Here is a 19,255-nt window from a genome sequence, read left to right on the forward strand (position 1 = left end):
AGGGCGTCAAGCCTGCCGCAAAGCGAAGTGTGCAGCAACTCCCCGGCGCGCAAGCGCGTAGATCAACATGGAGATCGAAATGCGCAAAAAGTGGTGATGGGCAACTGGAAGATGAATGGACAGCTTCAACCAATAGCCGCCTGGCGCAGATATCAAGGACGACCCGTAGCGGTATGCGTTTCCTTTCTTCAGGTGCCCGAAACGCGAGCGATATGCGTCGCTACGAAGGAAAGTGATTGGAGCATGCTTCCTCACGGCATTATGGTTATCCCGAGTCACCTCTTGCTGCAGGATTTCCCATCAGCTTTTGTTATAACGTCAAGGAAGATTTGGTATTGGCAAATTAAGGGGGGGCCGCCTAAATTCACTGGTAGGCCGACGGCGGGGTAGCTACGTCGAATTAGCAATCGTCACGACCGTGCTGCCATCTGTGCATGGCTGTCATATCAGCCGCAGAGCACGAAATACCACCAGTAAAGAAGCACAGTTCGAAATGGCGGCGAATCATGACGCAACGCAGGTGCGGCGAGAGACTCAAAAGATCCTCCGCAACCGATGTCGGCCCGACTACCGCACACGTTGCAGCGCCATTAGAACGCATAGGGAGATTATTTTGGAACCAGCCTGCATCTCACAAATCGCCTGATTTTTATAATTCTTCGCTGAAAAAGAGTGATTTTTCAAAAATAAAAAAGTAGATTTCCGCGAAAGATAAACGGAAATTTCCATACTGAAATAACGCGGCAAGATCGCACGCTAGCGTAAAAGTATCAAGATTGAAAAGTCAGTGTTCCAGGTGTCACTACCATTGCCTGGAAAAGTATGAAAAAAGCCGTTGTGGCAAGGTTTTATTCAAGGTTGTGACAAAGATAAGATTATTAAAATATATGGAGACTTATTTTGAAAACGAAACTGATGCCTTTAGTGGCGGCGGTATTGACTGCTATCACTGGAACCGCACATGCGCAATCTAGCGTAACTTTATATGGTTTGATAGATGAAGGCGTGCTCTATAACACAAATGCCAAGGGAGGGCATCAATATGCTATAACCAATAGCACCGCACAGGGAGATCGATGGGGTCTGATTGGAAGAGAAGATTTAGGTGGAGGTCTACAGGCTATATTTCGTCTGGAAAATGGCTTTAACATAGAGACCGGCGCCCTGGAGCAAGGCGGAGCTGAATTCGGTCGCCAGGCGTACGTGGGTTTCGCGGGAAAATTTGGCCAGGTCACGTTTGGCCGCCATTACGATCCGATTGTCGACTCGGTATCAGGATATATATTAGCGGGTAGTACGCATCAGGGTGGTGCCGGGCAAGTTGGCGGAGTGTTTTCCTCCCACCCAGGGGACATGGATAATCTGGACAACAGTTATCGTGTCAATAACTCAATCAAATACTATAGCCCTGTATTCGATGGCTTCCAGAGCGTTGCCTTATACAGCGTTGGCGGTGTGGCTGGAGATTACTCGAGGAATCAGATATGGGCACTAAGTGCATCCTATAATTCGGGATCTTTCAGTGCGGGTGCTGCTTTCGAAAAAATAAACGAACCTAATTTCTCGCTATTTGGAAACAATCCCAGTTCGAGTGCAACTGGTAACAATATGGCTGCGACGCCGGTTTATAGCGGTTACGCATCCGCAAAAAGCCAGCAAATTGCAACTGCCGGAGCCTCTTATGCTGTTGGTGCGTTTTCAATTGCAGCGATTTATTCGAACGTCCGCTTCAGTGATCTTGGATCTGTCGGAGGGGGCGTTCTGAACCCCAACAATTTGTCTGGTACGGCGGTGTTCAATACGGGCGAACTGAATGTAGGTTATAGAATAACGTCTTCGTGGATGGTCGGACTCGGCTATACCTATACTCAGGGAACATCTTTCGATAGCTTGCCTGCCGCAAAATATAAACAAATCAACATCGGCACGGATTACATCCTTTCCAAGCGAACCGACCTCTTTGCTATGTGCAGCTATCAGCGAGCGAGCGGCTATGACTCCACGCTGAAGCCCGCTGTTGCATCAATTTACACCGCCACCCCATCCGCAAGCAATACGCAACTGGTTGCGACAGTCGGGATTCGAACGAAATTCTGATTCGGCATAGTCGCAATTGTTCTGATTCCGACTATTGCTGGTATTTAACCACATTTATTAAATGCTGGCTGAACTCATTTTGGTGACGAAAATGGCCTTCCTGAGAAGATTATTTGACTGCCGTATCTCACGACACGTCCTTTCGCTCGGCGTGCTGATTTTAGGGATCGGCACCTTGCTTGCCCTGCCGGTAATGGCGGTTGAGCCTTTCAAAATTGTGGGAATAGTTGCTTTGAGCGGCACTTATGGGATTTATGGCGACGACATGCGGAAAGGTCTGGATCTGGCTGTCGCACAGCGTAAAACCGTTTTAGGAAGACCAATACAAGTCGTCTGGGAAGACACCCAAAGCAAGGCTGACGTTGCGTCGCAGAAGGCTATCAAAGCCGCATCTTCAGGCGCTGATCTTATCTTTGGCTCCGTCGCTTCATCTGAAACGCTCGCGCTCGAACAGATCAGTGAATCGCGAAAAATTCCACTACTGATCACACAATCATCAGCAGATGCAATCACCGCTAAACCACATCGCTATGTCTTTCGCACGAGGGAAAAGTTTAGCAACGAGGTTTTGATGGTGCAGCACTATATAGAAAAAAACAAGTCTGCCTCGGTTTACGCAGTCGTAGCTGACGCATCAGTTTTCCGCGACGGTTGGACGGAGATTCAACACGGCTTGGTCGCAGATGGTGTGGCATTGAAAGGTGACGACGTCGTGCCGTTTGGAGCAACCGATTATTCGGTTGTAGTCGGTAAAGCGGCCGCCTCTGGCGCAAATACCCTTGTGCTATTCCTTGCAGGGAGTGATGCCGTCACGTTTATCAAGCAGGCCGCCGCCGTGCGACTGATGGACCACATGCGCGTTGTCGGGCCGACCATTATGGACGACAGCATGGCAAAAGCGGCTGGCGATGCAGCGCTTGGAGTGGTTTCAGCAGTGGGCTATCACCACAGCATAGACAATGATGCAAATAGAAAGTTTGTCAGCGAATATCGAAAATCCTATTCCGGAATTGCGCCCTCGTTTGGTGCCGGGGAGGCCTACGAAGGTATTAATTGGATGCTTGACGTTATCGAAAGGACACACTCGAGCGATCCGGCAGTCTGGATCTCGGCTATGGAAAAATCAGCTGACCCAAACAGTATCGAAGGCGCTAAACGCATGAGATGGTGCGACCATCAGGCAGACAGGGTGAGCTATATGGTTGAAGGCGTGAAGGGATCGGGAGCTCAACCCGAGCTAAAGATTATCGGTGCATGGACGGACGGTGAACTGGGTCAAAAACCCTGCCCGGTCGGGCAAGGGCGGCCATGAGCACGATCGTTATCGGTCTGAGCATCGGAATGCTCCTATTTTTGCTTGCTTCCGGGTTGACAGTCATTTTCGGAACATTGGGTGTAGTGAATTTCGCTCATGGCGCGATGTATTCGTTTGGTGCATACCTGACGTGGCAAGCGATCTCATGGACAAACAGCTTCTGGCTCGGCCTTGCATTTGCACCGCTTGTTATGGCCGCAGTCGGGTTTGTGTTCGAAATTCTGTGTCTGAGAAAAACTTATTCTCGCGATCATGTTCTGCAATTACTTGTGACATTCGGACTCGTTCTTATTTTAGAAGAGGTGGCAAAGGTCATTTGGGGCCTCGATTACAAGAATGTATCGACTCCGGGCATACTGGCGGGAACATGGAGCGTGGCAGGTACTGAAGTCGCAATATATCGCCTGTTCGTCATCGCATTTGGGAGTGTCATCTCCTTTGCGTTGTTTGCCGTGATAGATCACAGCCGTGCGGGAATGATTTTGCGCGCTGCTGAGACACATGCTCCCATGGTTCGATGTATGGGTATCAAGGTCGATTGGGTCCGAACTGCAGTCTTTGCCGTAGGATCGGGTCTCGCCGCGTTGGGGGGGGCCATTGCGTCGCCTTTACTTCCTGTTCAGCCCGGAGCCGGCTTCACCATCATCATCGATAGCTTCCTCGTGGTTCTGATCGGAGGCCTGGGTAATATACGTGGAGCCATCTTCAGTGCGCTTGCTATTGGCATGGGAAGGGCCCTGGGTCAAAGGTGGCTGCCGGATTGGGTAGATATCCTTACTTACGCGATACTTGTCGGCGTACTCATGCTGTCGCCGCAAGGTCTGTTTAGTCGTGGGCCGGGGAGGAAGGGATGAAGATCCGTTACACGGGCTTAATTGTTGTCGCCGTCGGGCTGATCGCCATTGGCTTTCAGTATCTGAGAGGTGACGGTGGTGCGGCATTCCTGGTGGGATTAATGTTGGTCTGGGCGATTGCGGCACTGGGTTATGACCTGGTGTTTGGCCTGAGCGGTTTGCTGTCGTTCGGACATGCTGCATTCCTTGGCTCTGGTGCCTATGCAGTCGCGATTCTGACTACCCAATGGATGCTGCCTTTCCCGGTTGCCCTTTTTATTTCCGCAGTCCTGGGAGCCTTGCTTGCGCTCGTCTTTGGTGCTGCGGCGTTGCGGGCTAGCGGAATTTATTGCGGGTTGCTCACGCTTGCGTTGGCGCAGCTCACAAATATTCTTCTCACCGTGCGGCTTCAGGGATTGACGGGAGGTGACGATGGAATTTCCGGCGTGAGCAGGCCGATTAAATACCTGCAATTCCTGACGGACGATCTCAATTATGTCGTGTACGTTGGGTGCATTTTTCTTGGTGCATTGGCTTTATCTGCCTTGTTACGGCTATCCCCGTTTGGACAGGTTTTGCGAGCGGCAAGTCAGAACGAGGTGAGAGCGGAACAACTCGGGTGGAATGTTCGGCGATACAGATTGGCGATCTTTGCCGTGTCTGGCGCTTATACGGGGATAGCAGGGGGACTGATCGCCGGTCTGACGCAATTTGCCGGACCTCAACTCATGCAGTGGAGCAACTCGGGTGACCTCATCATAATGACCCTTTTGGGAGGCCGCGATTCACTCCTGGGTCCGGTAGTAGGTGTAGTTTTGACGATTCTGCTCCGTGAGGTGGTTGGTTCATACACCGAGCATTGGGCAGGCATCCTGGGCGTCGTTTTCGTTCTCTGTACGCTATATATGCCCGTCGGCGTCATCGGGCTCTGGAGAAATTTTCGTGGAAAAGGCGCTACATGAACGCTTCACCAGTCAGTCATATCGCAGGTTCGATCGAACCCTCGCCGGTGTTGCTCTGCGAGAATATCAGTGTCGACTTCGCAGGATTTCAAGCGCTGAGGGAAGTGACCGTATCCGTTCGCAGCGGGCAGACAATAGCGCTCATTGGCCCTAATGGCGCGGGAAAATCTACGTTGATGAACGTGATGTCTGGGCTTTTGAGTCCGACGGCCGGGAGTATCCGGTTGCACGACCGCGATGTTACATCGAGTTCTCCAAGCAAGCTGGCTCGACTGGGCGTCGCACGAAGTTTTCAGAATATCAGCTTATTTGCGAGCATGACCGTGTACGAGAACCTTCGACTCGCGGTGCAGCGTCAGCTTTTCGATATCGCACCTTTCTGGAAACCCGTGGCCGGATATCGCCGTTTGAACGAAGCGACTGATCTGGCATTAGAGCGGTCGCATTTGACGACTCATCGTAATCGACTTGCTGCAGAGCTGTCACATGGTCAGCAGCGCGCTCTGGATCTTGGGATGACGTTGATTGGTGATCCCAAGATCCTTCTGCTCGATGAACCATTGGCGGGCGTGGGACACGATGACCTCGATTTCTTTCTAACCCTCCTTCGTAAAGTCTGTTCAAACCGAACGGTACTTCTTGTCGAGCACAACATGGATGCTGTAATGGGACTGGCTGACGAGGTCGTGGTGCTTGTCGGCGGGCAAGTTCTAACGAAAGGATCACCAGCCGAAATTCGTGCGAACCCGAAAGTACGCGAGTCTTACCTAGGTTCGGGAGAAGAATCATGAACCCTGTCATAGCCCTGGACGGTGCTGACGTTTTTTATGGCAGCACGCAGGCTCTCTATGGAGTATCTATTGCTGTGCGGCCGGGCGAAACTGTGGCCTTGGTCGGGCGTAATGGAGCCGGTAAGTCGACCGCTCTTCGCGCACTGATGGGTTTGCTACCCTGTCGACGTGGACGGCGTTTGATCGACGGTATGGACGGGTCGTTACTCGGTCCTGAAGCTGTCAATCGACTTGGTGTCGCATACGTTCCCGAAGATCGGCAGGTGTTCTCCAATCTCACAGTTGAGGAAAATCTTCGGATTGCCAGTTTCGTGCGGCGCCGATGTGACGCACCTCAATGGAGGCTGGATGAAATCTGGGAGCTTTTTCCCCGTTTATTCGAGCGGCGCTCGGCACGAGGTCAAACTCTTTCGGGTGGCGAGCAGCAAATGCTTGCGCTCGGACGCGCCTTACTTTGTAATCCTAGAGTGATCCTTTTAGACGAGCCGACTGAAGGCTTGGCACCATTGGTTGTTGGATCGTTGGTGACCGCAATGAAAAAGATTGCGGACAGTGGAGTCGCTACCATTCTGGTTGAACAAAACTTCGTTGTCCCCGGGCATGTTGCCAACCGTTTCCTGATCGTGGATAACGGTGTTGTAAAGTGGGGCGGTGACAGGGTGAGCTTCTTGGCGCAGCGGGAGAAGCTCGAGAATTTATTGAGTGTCTGACGGGGGTTCCCTGGGGCAACACAACAATGGACACCGGCCTGGCAACTGACGAAATCGAGCAGTCGCAGTATTCGGACAGAGGTGAGTTTCACTGAACAGCGGACACAGTCATGGACAAGGTCAATCTTTATATCAGACTGGACGTGCACAAGGACTCGATTGCAATCGCATTCGCCAGGGTGCATTCATGAGACGCCCTCTGTTCGTCGGCACGACCCGCTATAGCGTCATTTCGCTAATCGAAGCGCCTTCGAAGCTCGGCGCACCATCGGAGATCAGCGCTTGCCATGAAGCAGCCTCTGCGGGTATAGGTTAGTCCGGGCACTGCGCGAGCAGGATCATCACCGTGGGGTGGTTGCTCCGTCGGGTCACGCGCCGGCTGGCTGACAGAATCAGGGCGAACCGTCGCAATGTACTATTGTACTGCTGCGCCAATTCAGCCAACGTCCGCCCACCCTTGACCGCCGCCATAGTCACTTTGCCTTTGAACGCCGCTGCGTGCTTCGGGTTACGCCTATCCATGAGCGTAGCCGTCACCTGTTTGACGCATCCCGGCGCCGGCCCTCACTCGACGTTGTCCCATCCGCAGATTTTACGCACAGCCGGTTGCAATTCGAGACCTACGGTGCGGCGTCAAGGCCCTCGGTCATCTCAGTGCCGGGCCTGATCAGACGACCAGAAAGCCACTCTCCCGATGTTACTTTCTGGGCGATCTCCCGGCGCATCAGGTCGAGCACGACCCGAGCCCCGACGGAGAGAGGGCGCACGCTCGAATAGCAGATGGAAACCTGCCAACTGAGAGTCGGGTTGATGATCGGAAGAGCAACTACATGGCCTGCGCGGATCGATTGCTCCGCCGATCCTGCTGGAAGGATGGTCGTGCCGTCTCCCACTCTTGCGAGTTCGATCATGAGCGATGTCGAGTCGACTTCCAGGATCTCTACTTTTTTCAAATGAAGGCTGTCGATCAGTTCGCGGAGAATATGCGGACGGTGTGGCAGGATAAGCGGTGTGTTCTGCAGATCCTGTGCGTTCACAAAGTTCTTTTTACGGGAGGTCTTGGTGGCGGCAGAAATCGCGACAAGATCTTCCACGAGAACCGGCAGGCTAGTCAGGAGCTTTGGCGTGTTCGAACCGAACAGCACGGCCAGGTCAAGGCTCCCACTTAAAAGCCATTCATGCAGCAGCGCACTGAAGCCTTCCGCGAAGCGCACGGACAGTCCTGGGTACGACTTCCGTGCAGCGTGTAGTAGCTTCGGAGTTGCGAACCGTGTCGCAGGCGCTGGCAGTCCCACACTGACCAGACCCATCACAGCCTTGTTTGCTCCAGTCGACCGAAAGTCGTGTCGCAACTGCTCAAATTCGCTGAGCACGTCCCGGCAGCGAGCGAAGAACGCAACACCTTCGTTCGTCAGTTCTACCCCATGCCCGTGACGAAGGAACAGTTTCAGGCGCAGTTCTTCCTCGAGCAATCTCATTTGCCGGCTCAAAGCAGGCTGGCTTACATGGAGGAACGCGGCTGCGCGCGTGTAGCTCCGCAATTCGGCGATATAGACGAATGTCCTGATTTGTCGCAAGTCCATTGAAGCGCTCCTCTTTCGGGATGCCTATCAGTTTCGGTTATATCACACGTGATCACTTGATATTGGCTCAATGCGGAAGGCGCGCCTAAAGTAATGCCATGTCACGGTGCATACCTCACCGACGTTGGGCACCAAATACAAAGGAGGCGTCAGGCAATGGCAGTTGAGAAACCTCAGACCGAACTGGTGGCGCAAGGCCATCACGTCCATAGTCTCTACCTGGGTGACTTTGATCCCCACTTTATCAACCATCCGCATGTAACGGGTCGCAGCATACACACAGAAGGCTTTAGCGCGGAATTTTTGGACGAGGCGCTCGAACAGGTTCAATACCCGCTGTTCGGAAAATGGGGACTTATTGGGGAGAAGGGCGGCAATGACATCTACGCAGATCGCTGCAGTGTCTATATCTTCGGGCAGTACTACGGCCGCGACGGTCTCGATCTCAAGACACGGGGTCTGCTGGTTGTCTCCGCGCTGGGCGTGCTTATGCGCGAGGGCGTATTGCCGACCTGGACGAACGCCTGTCGCAACCTCGGGTGGACAGAAGATCAGCTGAAGGAGCTCGGCGCGGTCATCTCCCACGTGGGCGGTTTTCCTGTGTCACGGGGGTCGCTCATGATGATGGATGAAGTCTTTGAAAAGCGTCGCAAGATGACGGGCGAGCAGGTAGCAGAGGTTGGCAGCGGGGAAACACGCAGGGATTTGTACGTCGCCGCCTGCGAAACGGCTCAGCGTCTCTTCGGTAATCCGGACGGGGACTTCGACGACGTCGCATTGCCCGAGGGCGACAACTTCCGCAAACAGATGGTGACCTGGGTTTTCGGCTATCTGTTTAACGAGCGAAATCTGATTCCAGAACGCGCGAAGGTTCTGTCGGTGATCGTCATGAGCACTGTCATTGGCCGGATCCCGATGGCGAAGCGCTGGATGGGCGCTGCGCAGCGCATCGGACTCAAGCGCGTCGAGGTCCAGGAGAGCCTGCTCACAGCAGCTTTGTACGGCGGGTGGCCAACTGCGGCCGAGGCGCTTGGCGCGCTCGCCGAAGTTTGGCCCCTTGGCGATTAAGAGGAAAACAGGCATGAAGCTTCAGACCACAATCCAGCATGAACCCAAAGACGGCAGCGGGTTTGATCGCGGCCTTCGCGAGTTCTTCGAGTACCGCGACACTGGCGTGAACGAGGCGACTGGCGGAATGTTCGGCGCGCACGTTATCCGCGCCATTCCCGGCAAGGAGGCCAAGCCGACCTGGCATACCCATACCGTCGGATTTCAGCTGTTCTACGTCTTGAGAGGCTGGGTCGAGTTCGAATACGAGGACATCGGCGCGGTCATGCTTGAGGCCGGCGGCTCGGCTTTCCAGCCGCCCGGGGTGCGCCACCGGGAATTGCGCCATAGCGACGATCTGGAGGTGCTTGAAATTGTGTCGCCTGCCGGCTTCGCGACAAGCGTGGTCGATCTGGAGGAGGCGCGAAAGCCATGACCATGATGTATGACTGGAACCGGCTGCCGCGCGAGGTGGTTCGTCCGGGCGTGGAGCGTTGCGGTTTTCGGGGGGACGACAGCATCCTCGTGATGAACTGGATTTCGCCGGCCATTGACGTACGCCCTCATCAGCACGAATTCGAGCAACTGGTTGTGTGTGTCCAAGGCAGTTTCAATTACCACGTAGGTGACCGGGTGTTCCACATGGCGCCCGGATGCATGCTGCGGGTGCCGCCCCGGACCGTGCATTACATTGAGCCGGTCGGCCATGAAGTAGCTTTGAACCTGGACATCTTTGCGCCGATGCGCGACGACTACAGGCACCTCGTAGAATACCAGGCGGGTGAATTTCCGGGCAACAGGGGCAACGCGTGACGATGGTAGAGGGGCGCGCGTTGCGCGAGCGCCTGCGTGCCGGAGAGCGCTTGATCGGCACCTTTGTGAAAACGCCTGCGCCTGCGGTCGTTGAAGTGCTTGGCCGAACCGGCATCGACTTCGCCGTGCTCGATGCGGAACATGCTCCGTTCGATCGGACCCATGTGGATGCATGCGTGCTGGCGGGATACGCAGTGGGTTTGCCGGTGCTGGTGCGGCTGCGGGCAGCGTCCGCTCAAGCGGTCCAGTCGGTTCTCGACTTGGGCGCTGCGGGGGTCATCGTTCCGCGTGTTAACGATGTGGCCACTGCAAAAGCCATGCGCCAGGCGTGCGAATACTCCGACGCGGGGCGTGGCTTCTCTAACTCGCCGCGAGTCGGCAACTACGGCACTCTGGAGCAGTCAGCACTCGTCGCACAGGAGCGTCAGCGGCCGATCGTGATCTGTCAGGTCGAGGACGCCGCGGCCGTCGAGCGCATTGAAGACCTCGCCGCTCTCGACGATGTGGACGGTTTCCTGCTGGGACGGGCCGACCTGGCGGTATCGCTCGGTTGCGGCTCTCTGCAGGATCCCGCTGTGCAGCGAGCGGTCGACCGCGTAGTTGCCGCCTGTAGGTCCGCGCAGAGGGCCGCCGGCATTTTTCTAGGACAGGCAGCGGAGATACCGGAATACATCGACAAGGGCGTGCATTTCTTCGTGGTGGGTTCCGACCAGAGCGCGATGCTCTCGTATTTCCGTGCAGTGGCGCGAAGCGTCGAGGATTGAACATGGGTGACAGCAGATTGACAGTGAATACAGGCACGCTTGACGAAGTGGATGTCGTCGTGGTTGGTTCCGGCGCGGCGGGAATGACGGCTGCAATCCTGGCGCACGACCATGGCGCAAGGGTCATGATTGTGGAGCGCACTGACAAAGTGGGTGGTACGACCGCGGTTTCTGGCGGCGGAATCTGGATTCCGTTGAACCACCGGATGGGTGAACTCGGGTTTTCAGACTCGCGGGCGGAAGCGCTGGCTTATCTTACCCAGCTTGCGATGGGCCGAACTGATCCGGAACTGCTCGAGACCTTCGTTGACACCGCGGCGACGATGATCAAGTACCTTGAGGACCACACACCTCTCGTATTCGGCGCCATGACGGCGACCGATTACCAGCCTGAGCTTCCCGGAGGGAAATTCGGCGGCAGATCGCTTGAGCCAAAGCCTTTCGACACCAACCTGCTGGGAGATTGGCGTTCCAGGCTGCGTCCGCCCAGCGCTTTTGCCTTCCCGCTCACGCGGGAGGAGGCATTCGGCAAATACGACACATTCTTTCGTCCCTGGCTGGTGCCGCAGGATCTGGCTGCAGAGCGTCTGATGAAGGGTGTTGTCACGATCGGTCAGGCGCTCGCCGCGGGGCTTCTGAAGGCAGTGCTGGATCGCAACATTCCAATCATGCTCGAGACGCGCGTCCGTCAGTTGCTAGTCGAGGGGGACCGCGTGGCGGGAGTGATAGGCGAGCAGGAGGGAACCAGACAGCAGATCGTGCGGGCGCGCGCCGCGGTCATTCTAGCCAGCGCCGGGTTCGAATGGAACCCGCGCCTGCAGGCGCAGTTTCTCACGGCACCGATTGAGAACCCCAACTCACCGCCTTTCAACGAAGGGGATGGACTGTTGATGGCCATGGAGGTGGGCGCTGACCTGGGCAACATGGCAGAGGCTTGGCATTACCCGTCGCTGATGATTCCCGGGGAAACGTATGAAGGGAAGCCGTTAAGCCGCCCAGCGCTTGCAGAGCGCAACGGACCCCATGTCATCTGGGTGAATAGAGATGGCCGACGTTTTGTTAATGAGGCGGCTAACTACAACTCCGTGGGTCGTTTGTTCCATGAGATTCGGACCGATGGCCCCGTGTTTCGGAATCTGCCGGCCTGGGCCCTAATGGACAGCCAATACCGGAGCCAATATGTGCTCGGCACGACCATGCCCGAAGATCCGGATCCGCAGTGGTTGATCAAGGGGGCCACCCTGGAAGAATTGGCGGGTAAAGTGGGTATCGATGTAAAGCAATTGCTGGCAACGGTGCAGGAATGGAATGACTGCGTGCGTCAGGGGGCCGATCTTCGGTTCGGCAAGGGAACGAGCTCCTATGACCGGTCACAAGGCGACAAGCAAGCGATGCATCCGAACCTCGGCACAATCGAAAAGGCACCCTTCTATGCTGTGCCGATCCATACTGGAGCGCTGGGCACGAAGGGCGGACCTCGCACCAATTGCCGGGCGCAGGTGCTTCACGTCCGCGGCCATGCGATTCCCGGCCTGTACGCGGCCGGTAACGTGGCAGCGAGCATTACCGGGCCGGGTTATCCCGGCCGTGGGGCCACGCTCGGACCGGGGATGACCTTCGGCTATATCGCGGGGATCGACGCGGCTGGGGAAGCAAAGCGGTTGGTGGAAAAGGCTGCGAAATGATCTCCACCCAACGCGAGATCGTTGTCCAGCAGCCGCCTGCGCAGGCCTGGATCTTTGTCAGGGAGATCGGCAACTGGGCTGCGCAGATGCCTGGGTATTTAAAGCATGAGGAAAAGGGGCCGGACGATTCCGTGTGGACGCTCGATATACACCTCGGCCCTTTCTCGCGACCTGTTGAGCTGTCAGTGCACGTGGTGCGCTGGCTGCCGGGAGAAGGCGCGGACTTCAGGCTGAAGGCAACTTACGAACCCTTCCACGGCGAAGGCTCGTTTCGTCTGACTGCTGTGCCCGGCGGAACGAACATGGTGATGATTCTCGGCACGGAGGTCACTGGCTCGATGAGTAAATTGTTGACGGCGATGGCGGCTCCGGTCCTCGAAAAGGTAGCCGACGAGTTTTCACGAAACCTGGTGGCGGTTCTGGGAGGGGCGCCTGAGCTCGCCTCGCCGTCTGACCGGCCCGCGCAAAATGATACCCGTACCAGCATTGTCTCTGCGTTTCGCGGATGGCTGGTGGGGATTCACCGCCGCCTGACGAGGGCAAAAACCTGACCCGATATGCACTGCAAAATAAAGCGGGGCAATCATATTGTGCGATGAAGTCGAGGAGCGAATGAAAGACGAAACGAATCAGGAGGCCAGGCCGGTGCGCCCGCATCCGGTGATGACCATGGATACTGAGTTTTTCTGGAATGCCGCACGCGAGCACAAGTTGGCGATCCAGCGCTGCTGCAATTGCGGGAAGTTGCGCCATCCGCCGATGCCCTCGTGTCCCCACTGCTACTCGTTCGAGTGGGACACCGTCGAATCGGCTGGCAACGGAACACTCCTAAGCTACACGGTGGTGTACGCCCCCCTTGTGACGCCCTTCACGAAGCCCTATGCGGTAGGGCTGGTCGCCCTCGATGAAGGAACCCGTCTGGTGGCGGAACTGGTCGATGCGAACTTCGACGAACTTCGGATTGGCATGCCTGCCATGCTTGATTTCATGGACTGTGAGGGAGACCTCACGTTGCCCGTCTTCCGCGTGCAGCGGGAGCGCTGAGAACAGAGCGAAATATGGACATATCACAAGCAGCGATTGCCGGAATCGGGGCAACCGCTTTCACCAAGAAGTCGGGTGTCAGCGAATGGCGCCTTGCAGTTGAAGCAGTCAAGGCGGCCCTTGACGATGCCGGCATCGCGCCGACAGAAGTGGATGGACTCGTAACGTACTCAATGGACACCAATCCGGAAGTCTATATCGCACAGGCGCTAGGCATGAAGGATCTGACGTTCTTTAGTCGCATCCACTACGGGGGTGGCGCCGCCTGCGCTACGATTCAGCAGGCGGCGCTTGCAGTGACGAGCGGTGTGGCTAAAGTCGTCGTCTGTTATCGTGCGTTCAACGAGCGGTCGGGGCTACGGCTGGGTTCGGGAGTCATGGCGGAAACCCAGGCGGTAACCACCGAATCGTTGCGCTACGGCTGGGTCGCTCCGTATGGTCTGAAGACTCCAGCCAGTTGGGTGGCCCTCTTTGCTCAGCGCTACATGCATGTATATGGAGCGACGTCGGAGTCATTTGGGCATGTTGCGGTCTCCAGCAGGAAGTACGCGGCGACGAATCCGAAGGCACACTTCTACGGCCGGCCGATCACGTTGGAGGATCATCAGCAATCGCGCTGGATCTCCCATCCCTTGCGGCTGCTCGATTGCTGCCAGGAGACGGATGGCGGCCAGGCGCTTGTGGTCACGACCTTGGACCATGCTCGTACCCTGCGGCATAAACCGGCCAGGATTGTCGCATCGGCTCAGGGCTCAGCACCGCAACAGCACCCGATGACCAGCTTTTACCGTGATGACCTGACTGGACTGGCGGAGATGGGAGTTGTGGCGAGGCAGCTGTGGGCACAGTCGAAGCTCAAGCCGTCTGACATTGACGCTGCGATCATCTATGACCACTTCACACCCTTGGTGTTGATGCAGCTTGAAGAACTGGGGTTCTGCGAACGAGGCGAGGCCAAGGACTTCGTGAAGGGGCACACCTTTGACCTGACTGGCGAACTGCCGATGAACATGAACGGCGGCCAGTTGGGGGAAGCCTACCTGCACGGTATGAACGGCATCGCGGAAGCGGTGCGTCAGATTCGAGGCAACGCGGTCAACCAGGTGTCCGATGTCAATCACGTTCTGGTTACCGCCGGCACCGGCCCCCCGACTAGCGGTCTCATTCTGGCCGCCGAGCACTGAACTGATTGCATACGAATTAAACTAAGGAGACCTGGTAATGGGAGCCGATTACGCTTCTGCAGTGAGTTATACCCGAACGGGAAGCGGCGACGATTTGCCGGATTGGGTGGGGCGCGAATTCGTGATCCACGCCCCATTTCCCGTGGAGTCCAGCCGAATCGCCGATTTTTGCGCCATGCTGGAAGACCCGAACCCCCTCTATTGGGATATTGAGGCAGCAACGCAGAAGTTTGGCCGACCGATCGCCCCTCCTGCGACTCTGACAGCCTGGCGATGGCCGGCACCCTGGAATCCCTACGGCCGGCCCGAGCACGGGTTTCCCGCCACGGTCGAAGTGCCATGTCCCACCGATACACTGGTGAACGTCGAGTTTGCCTGCGAATACCTGCAGCAGATCGGTGTCGGCGACAAGCTGACCTACGTGGACCGCATCGCCGCGATTTCCGACGAAAAGATGACCGCGCTGGGAAGGGGCTACTTCGTTACCGCGGACACGGTGGTCACCAATCAGGAAAACCAGGAGGTCGCGAGGTACCGCAACGTCATGCTGCGGTACAAAAGCGGGACTGGCAAGGCCGCTGATAGCCAGAAAGTGCAGCAGCCAGCCCCAGAGAAAGTCCCGACCGACAGCGAGAGGCCGATCCCAGCCTTGAGCATTCCTGTGACATGGACCCTGTGCACACAATTGACGGCCGCCACTCGAGATTACTTCCCGGGGCACCACGATCCCGACTACGCCAGGTCGCAGGGTGTCTTAAATCCTTATCCGAACACCGGTTATTACTGCGGGCTGATGGACCGGGTGGCGCTGGAATGGGCAAATTTCGACGGCGTGCTGAAGCGGCGGGTGCTGCGAATGTTCACACCTGCACCAATCGGCACCACTTTGCGTACCAGTGGGAGAGTTCTCTCGCGTCAGACTGTGGAAGGTACGGAGCATGTGGAACTGCAGATCGAAGTCCGGAACGAAGAAGCGCTCATCGCCCAGGCGCGCATAACCCTCAAGATGGGAGCTTGACTTGAACTCCAACCTGATTGAAACCAGTGCTGAACATCAGCAAATTTACGACAGCGTTGCAAAGATCACGCGAGCATACGGCCATGCTGCATTCGCCAAGGCCGGACGGCGTGGCGAGGAAGCGCGCGAGCTTTGGCAGAACCTGGCCGAAGCGGGCTACCTGGGTATCTCGGTCCCCGAGGAATACGGCGGGAGCGGACAGGGCGTTGAGGAACTCGCGATCGTCCTGGAGGCCACCGCGGCGCAGGGTTGCCCAATGACTTCATTTGTCGTACTGCCGATTATCGTCTTTGTGCTTTCGAAGCATGCAACGGAAGCACAGAAAAGGGAAATTCTTCCTGCAATCGCGACTGGAGAGAAGCGCTTAGCCTTTGCGATTACAGAGCCTGACGCCGGAACGAATACTCACAATCTGAAAACCAATGCGGTCAGGACCGCGAATGGCGGGTGGAGGCTAAGCGGCTCGAAGTACTACATCACCGAGGCCGAAGTGGCCGATGCGTTGCTGGTCGTGGCCCGAACCGGTGTCGACGAGGCTACCGGTCGGGGGAAACTATCACTCTTTCTGGTGCCGAAGCATCTGAAGGGCGTGACCCTTCAGAATCTCCCGACGGAACTAATTGTGCCGGAACGGCAGGCTAGCGTCTTCTTTGACGACGTCGAACTTCCGGCAGATGCCTTAATCGGCGCGGAAGGCGAAGGTTTGAGAAATGTTTTCGCGGGTCTCAACCCGGAACGTATTGCAGTGGCGGCACTCTGTAATGGGCTGACCACGTACGCTCTTACCAAGGCCTGCGAGTATGCCAAAGTGCGAAAAGTATGGAAGACGCCTATCGGCGCGCATCAAGCCGTTGCTCATCCGCTGGCTGAAGCCTACGCCCGTCTTCAGCTATCGAAGATGGCGACCCAGCGCGCCGCGCAACTCTACGACGCGGGGCGGGATGCCGGCGACGCTTCAAACATCGCGAAGCTGACTGCTTCAGACACCGCAGTGTTTGCATTGGACCGTGCTATCCAGACTCACGGAGGCAACGGTTTCTCACAGGAATTCGGACTGGGTGACTTATGGTTTGTGGCCCGGGTTCAGCAAACCGCCCCGGTCAGTCGGGAAATGGTCTTGAACCATATCGCTCAACATAACCTGGGACTCCCAAGATCATACTGATGCCGCCGTCGGCATGACAAAAAAAAGATACAGGAGACAAAATGATTTACGGGATCAGGAATGCTATCGCCGCATTGATGCTGGGCGTGACGTTTCCCTGCATGGCCCAAATCTCGGAAAATGTCATCAGAATAGGGGTGCTTACCGATCTATCGGGACCCTACATGGACGTAGATGGTCCGGGAGGAGTCGAGGCTATCCGCATGGCCATCGCCGATGCTGGCGGCACCATTGACGGCAGAAGGATCGAACTTCTGGTTGCGGACCATCAGAACAGGACGGATCTCGCCGTCTCAAAGGCCCGCGAATGGATCGACACGCGTGGCGTTGACGTCATCTTCGCGGGTGGTGCGTCGGCAGCCGTGCTTGGGATGGCACAGGTCGCCAAGGAAAAGAAAAAGCCGCTGATAGTGAACGGCGCCGGCAGTGCGAGACTAACAAATGAGGACTGCTCGCCGTACACCGTGCACTATGCTTATGACACAGTTGCATTAGCAAAAGTCGGCGGTGCCGCGCTTGTTAGGCAAGGCCTGAAGTCCTGGTTTTTTGTTGCGCTTGATACGGCGTTCGGCGCATCCACAGTTAGCGACACCTCCGAAGTACTGCGGGCCAACGGCGGAAAAGTCATCGGAGTAGTCAGGCATCCTGTGAACCTCCCTGACTTTTCGTCGATCATGCTTCAGGCCCAAGGTTCTGGGGCGCAGGTTCTGGCTCTGGCGAACGCCGGCTCCGATGCGGTGAACGCAATCAAGAGCGCAAAGGAATTCGGCGTTATGCGGAGCATGAAGGTGGCGGGGCTAAACCTGTTCATTGGGGACGTGTACTCCTTCGGCCTCCCTACGGCCCAAGGCTTGTACCTGACGGAAAACTGGTACTGGGACATCTCGCCAGAGTCCCGTGCCTGGTCAAAACGCTTCTTCGAGAAGATGAAAAAGATGCCGGCTGGCACCCAGGCCGCGCAGTACTCCGCAGCTTCTCACTATCTTGCCGCTGTGAAGGAAACAAGGTCGGATGATGGCGACAAGGTGATGGCAGCCATGAAGTCGATGCCGATCAACGACATGTACGCAAAAAACGGAAGGATTCGCGCGGACGGCAGGATGATCCACGAGATGTATCTCATGCAGGTTAAGACGCCAGCGGAGTCTCATTACCCGTGGGATTACTACAGGATCGCGGAGCGCGTGCCCGCGGAGGAAGCGTTCACCACGAAGGCACAGTCGAAGTGCCCTCTGTGGAAATAGGCGTTTATCCAGCACATCCGTAGGGAGAAGGCGTCCCTTTCATCTGGACGAGCCGAAACAGGCGCAGCGTTGCACTGAACCTGAAAGCCATTCGTACAAGCCGGTGATAAGGGGCATTGATCCGGAGGCCGACTATATGGCAGGAAAAGGTTGCTGGTCGAACGATTGTTGAATGCGTGAACGGAAAGGAGCAGACATGAAGAGCAATAAACAGTACTCGTCCTTGGGGATATCGGAGAGCAACGGTGTCCTGCGTTGCGTTTTGGCCCCCGGCCATCGGCTCAACCTCATCGACGCAGCAACGCATGAGGAGCTTGAGGAATTCTTCGCCGACCTCGTGCACCGGGAGGATGTGCGAGTGGTGGTGCTTACCGGCGCGGGCAATGTATTTTCGTCGGGTGGTGATCTTCGCAGTGTTGCTAACGACGAATACCACAAGGGGCTTCCAGGCGGCGCGACGACTCGCGCGGGCCTGCGGATGATCCGGAACCTGGTGAGCGTCCCGCAGCCGGTCATCGCCGCGCTCAACGGCGATTGTTGCGGCCTTGCTGCCTCGATTGCATTGCATTGCGACATCATCGTCGCGCACGAGCGTGCGCGGATTGGCGATCCCCACGTGTCGGTGGGAGCCGTGGCAGGAGACGGTGGCGCCGTGGTCTGGCCACTTCAGGTCAGCCTCAGTCGCGCGAAGGAGTATCTGATGCTCGGTGAACTCATCCCGGCCCGCGAGGCGGAACGCATCGGCCTCATCAACCACGTCTATGACGACGCAACTTATGACGCAGCCGTGGAGAGGCTAGCTACCCGCCTCGCGTCGGGGGCGATGTATGCCATTCGATGGACGAAGGCCGCGATCAATAAGGTGCTGATCGAACGCGTGAATATGGTGCTGGATACCAGTCTGGCACTCGAAGGCCTGTCGTTCACCACCCAGGATTACAAGGAAGGCATGTCCGCCTTCCTCGAGAAACGGCAACCTATGTTCAAGGGACGGTGAAAC

Annotated in this window: 19 protein-coding genes; 18 read left to right on the forward strand and 1 reads right to left on the reverse strand. The window is 56.5% G+C overall.

All coding sequences use genetic code 11. From position 1 onward, the window contains the following. Window positions 1-900 precede the first annotated feature (900 nt). The 6 genes from BXE_RS44985 to BXE_RS39040 all read left to right on the forward strand — a co-directional run bounded on the left by BXE_RS44985 (window position 901) and on the right by BXE_RS39040 (window position 6,708). Window positions 901-2,097, forward strand: a complete 1,197-nt coding sequence (locus BXE_RS44985) for a porin (protein ID WP_167540903.1) — start codon at window positions 901-903, stop codon at window positions 2,095-2,097. A gap of 61 nt (window positions 2,098-2,158) precedes the next feature. Next, entirely contained in the window at window positions 2,159-3,409 is a 1,251-nt protein-coding gene (locus BXE_RS39020; RefSeq protein ID WP_011493655.1) for an ABC transporter substrate-binding protein, read from the forward strand. Further along, window positions 3,406-4,266 carry a branched-chain amino acid ABC transporter permease gene (locus tag BXE_RS39025; RefSeq protein ID WP_011493656.1) on the forward strand — a complete coding sequence of 287 codons (861 nt, stop codon included), beginning with the start codon at window positions 3,406-3,408 and terminating at the stop codon, window positions 4,264-4,266. Before BXE_RS39020 ends, BXE_RS39025 begins: the two co-directional genes overlap by 4 nt. Next, complete coding sequence (locus BXE_RS39030; RefSeq protein WP_011493657.1) at window positions 4,263-5,207, forward strand: branched-chain amino acid ABC transporter permease; 945 nt, start codon at window positions 4,263-4,265, stop codon at window positions 5,205-5,207. Before BXE_RS39025 ends, BXE_RS39030 begins: the two co-directional genes overlap by 4 nt. Further along, window positions 5,204-5,998: an ABC transporter ATP-binding protein gene (locus tag BXE_RS39035; RefSeq protein ID WP_011493658.1), complete on the forward strand. Its 795-nt coding sequence runs from the start codon at window positions 5,204-5,206 to the stop codon at window positions 5,996-5,998. Before BXE_RS39030 ends, BXE_RS39035 begins: the two co-directional genes overlap by 4 nt. Beyond that, window positions 5,995-6,708, forward strand: coding sequence for an ABC transporter ATP-binding protein (locus tag BXE_RS39040; protein WP_011493659.1), 714 nt, complete (start codon window positions 5,995-5,997; stop codon window positions 6,706-6,708). The genes BXE_RS39035 and BXE_RS39040 overlap by 4 nt, the downstream gene beginning before the upstream one ends. A 620-nt stretch (window positions 6,709-7,328) precedes the next feature. On the opposite strand, the gene BXE_RS39045 is transcribed toward BXE_RS39040, so the two are convergent. Then, the gene (locus BXE_RS39045; protein WP_011493660.1) at window positions 7,329-8,291 is read right to left on the reverse strand and encodes a LysR family transcriptional regulator; all 963 of its coding nucleotides are present in this window, start codon (window positions 8,289-8,291) and stop codon (window positions 7,329-7,331) included. A 156-nt stretch (window positions 8,292-8,447) separates the two neighbouring features. Between BXE_RS39045 and BXE_RS39050 the strand changes: the two genes are divergently transcribed. The 12 genes from BXE_RS39050 (at window position 8,448) to BXE_RS39105 (ending at window position 19,252) form a co-directional block, all read left to right on the forward strand. After that, entirely contained in the window at window positions 8,448-9,359 is a 912-nt protein-coding gene (locus BXE_RS39050; protein ID WP_040123536.1) for a carboxymuconolactone decarboxylase family protein, read from the forward strand. Between the two features lie 13 nt (window positions 9,360-9,372). Beyond that, entirely contained in the window at window positions 9,373-9,774 is a 402-nt protein-coding gene (locus BXE_RS39055; protein ID WP_011493662.1) for a cupin domain-containing protein, read from the forward strand. Continuing rightward, the gene (locus tag BXE_RS39060; protein ID WP_011493663.1) at window positions 9,771-10,151 is read left to right on the forward strand and encodes an AraC family ligand binding domain-containing protein; all 381 of its coding nucleotides are present in this window, start codon (window positions 9,771-9,773) and stop codon (window positions 10,149-10,151) included. Before BXE_RS39055 ends, BXE_RS39060 begins: the two co-directional genes overlap by 4 nt. A 2-nt stretch (window positions 10,152-10,153) precedes the next feature. Continuing rightward, entirely contained in the window at window positions 10,154-10,915 is a 762-nt protein-coding gene (locus BXE_RS39065) for an HpcH/HpaI aldolase family protein (protein WP_011493664.1), read from the forward strand. 2 nt (window positions 10,916-10,917) lie between these two features. Further along, window positions 10,918-12,600: an FAD-dependent oxidoreductase gene (locus BXE_RS39070; RefSeq protein WP_011493665.1), complete on the forward strand. Its 1,683-nt coding sequence runs from the start codon at window positions 10,918-10,920 to the stop codon at window positions 12,598-12,600. Next, window positions 12,597-13,151 carry a CoxG family protein gene (locus BXE_RS39075; protein WP_011493666.1) on the forward strand — a complete coding sequence of 185 codons (555 nt, stop codon included), beginning with the start codon at window positions 12,597-12,599 and terminating at the stop codon, window positions 13,149-13,151. The genes BXE_RS39070 and BXE_RS39075 overlap by 4 nt, the downstream gene beginning before the upstream one ends. Before the next feature lie 61 nt (window positions 13,152-13,212). Next, a complete protein-coding gene (locus BXE_RS39080; RefSeq protein WP_011493667.1) occupies window positions 13,213-13,644 on the forward strand; it encodes a Zn-ribbon domain-containing OB-fold protein in 432 nt (143 codons plus the stop codon). A gap of 14 nt (window positions 13,645-13,658) precedes the next feature. Next, window positions 13,659-14,828: a lipid-transfer protein gene (locus tag BXE_RS39085; RefSeq protein ID WP_011493668.1), complete on the forward strand. Its 1,170-nt coding sequence runs from the start codon at window positions 13,659-13,661 to the stop codon at window positions 14,826-14,828. A 37-nt stretch (window positions 14,829-14,865) separates the two neighbouring features. Next, window positions 14,866-15,846, forward strand: a complete 981-nt coding sequence (locus BXE_RS43535) for an FAS1-like dehydratase domain-containing protein (protein WP_011493669.1) — start codon at window positions 14,866-14,868, stop codon at window positions 15,844-15,846. 1 nt (window position 15,847) lies between these two features. Then, the gene (locus BXE_RS39095) at window positions 15,848-17,011 is read left to right on the forward strand and encodes an acyl-CoA dehydrogenase family protein (protein ID WP_011493670.1); all 1,164 of its coding nucleotides are present in this window, start codon (window positions 15,848-15,850) and stop codon (window positions 17,009-17,011) included. 41 nt (window positions 17,012-17,052) lie between these two features. Then, window positions 17,053-18,255: an ABC transporter substrate-binding protein gene (locus BXE_RS39100; protein WP_011493671.1), complete on the forward strand. Its 1,203-nt coding sequence runs from the start codon at window positions 17,053-17,055 to the stop codon at window positions 18,253-18,255. A 196-nt stretch (window positions 18,256-18,451) separates the two neighbouring features. Further along, a complete protein-coding gene (locus BXE_RS39105) occupies window positions 18,452-19,252 on the forward strand; it encodes an enoyl-CoA hydratase/isomerase family protein (protein WP_011493672.1) in 801 nt (266 codons plus the stop codon). Window positions 19,253-19,255: the final 3 nt, after the last annotated feature.

This window comes from Paraburkholderia xenovorans LB400 (assembly GCF_000013645.1).
Classification (GTDB): Bacteria; Pseudomonadota; Gammaproteobacteria; order Burkholderiales; family Burkholderiaceae; genus Paraburkholderia; species Paraburkholderia xenovorans.

Bases quoted from the DNA above. Each gene is read 5' to 3' on its own strand.
- BXE_RS39040 (WP_011493659.1), top strand. From the start codon at position 5,995: ATGAACCCTGTCATAGCCCTGGACGGTGCTGACGTTTTTTATGGCAGC.
- BXE_RS39085 (WP_011493668.1), top strand. From the start codon at position 13,659: ATGGACATATCACAAGCAGCGATTGCCGGAATCGGGGCAACCGCTTTC.
- BXE_RS39080 (WP_011493667.1), top strand. From the start codon at position 13,213: ATGAAAGACGAAACGAATCAGGAGGCCAGGCCGGTGCGCCCGCATCCG.
- BXE_RS39105 (WP_011493672.1), top strand. From the start codon at position 18,452: ATGAAGAGCAATAAACAGTACTCGTCCTTGGGGATATCGGAGAGCAAC.
- BXE_RS39035 (WP_011493658.1), top strand. From the start codon at position 5,204: ATGAACGCTTCACCAGTCAGTCATATCGCAGGTTCGATCGAACCCTCG.
- BXE_RS39055 (WP_011493662.1), top strand. From the start codon at position 9,373: ATGAAGCTTCAGACCACAATCCAGCATGAACCCAAAGACGGCAGCGGG.
- BXE_RS39050 (WP_040123536.1), top strand. From the start codon at position 8,448: ATGGCAGTTGAGAAACCTCAGACCGAACTGGTGGCGCAAGGCCATCAC.
- BXE_RS39025 (WP_011493656.1), top strand. From the start codon at position 3,406: ATGAGCACGATCGTTATCGGTCTGAGCATCGGAATGCTCCTATTTTTG.
- BXE_RS39030 (WP_011493657.1), top strand. From the start codon at position 4,263: ATGAAGATCCGTTACACGGGCTTAATTGTTGTCGCCGTCGGGCTGATC.
- BXE_RS39065 (WP_011493664.1), top strand. From the start codon at position 10,154: ATGGTAGAGGGGCGCGCGTTGCGCGAGCGCCTGCGTGCCGGAGAGCGC.
- BXE_RS39070 (WP_011493665.1), top strand. From the start codon at position 10,918: ATGGGTGACAGCAGATTGACAGTGAATACAGGCACGCTTGACGAAGTG.
- BXE_RS39060 (WP_011493663.1), top strand. From the start codon at position 9,771: ATGACCATGATGTATGACTGGAACCGGCTGCCGCGCGAGGTGGTTCGT.
- BXE_RS39100 (WP_011493671.1), top strand. From the start codon at position 17,053: ATGATTTACGGGATCAGGAATGCTATCGCCGCATTGATGCTGGGCGTG.
- BXE_RS43535 (WP_011493669.1), top strand. From the start codon at position 14,866: ATGGGAGCCGATTACGCTTCTGCAGTGAGTTATACCCGAACGGGAAGC.
- BXE_RS39020 (WP_011493655.1), top strand. From the start codon at position 2,159: ATGCTGGCTGAACTCATTTTGGTGACGAAAATGGCCTTCCTGAGAAGA.
- BXE_RS39075 (WP_011493666.1), top strand. From the start codon at position 12,597: ATGATCTCCACCCAACGCGAGATCGTTGTCCAGCAGCCGCCTGCGCAG.
- BXE_RS39045 (WP_011493660.1), bottom strand. From the start codon at position 8,291: ATGGACTTGCGACAAATCAGGACATTCGTCTATATCGCCGAATTGCGG.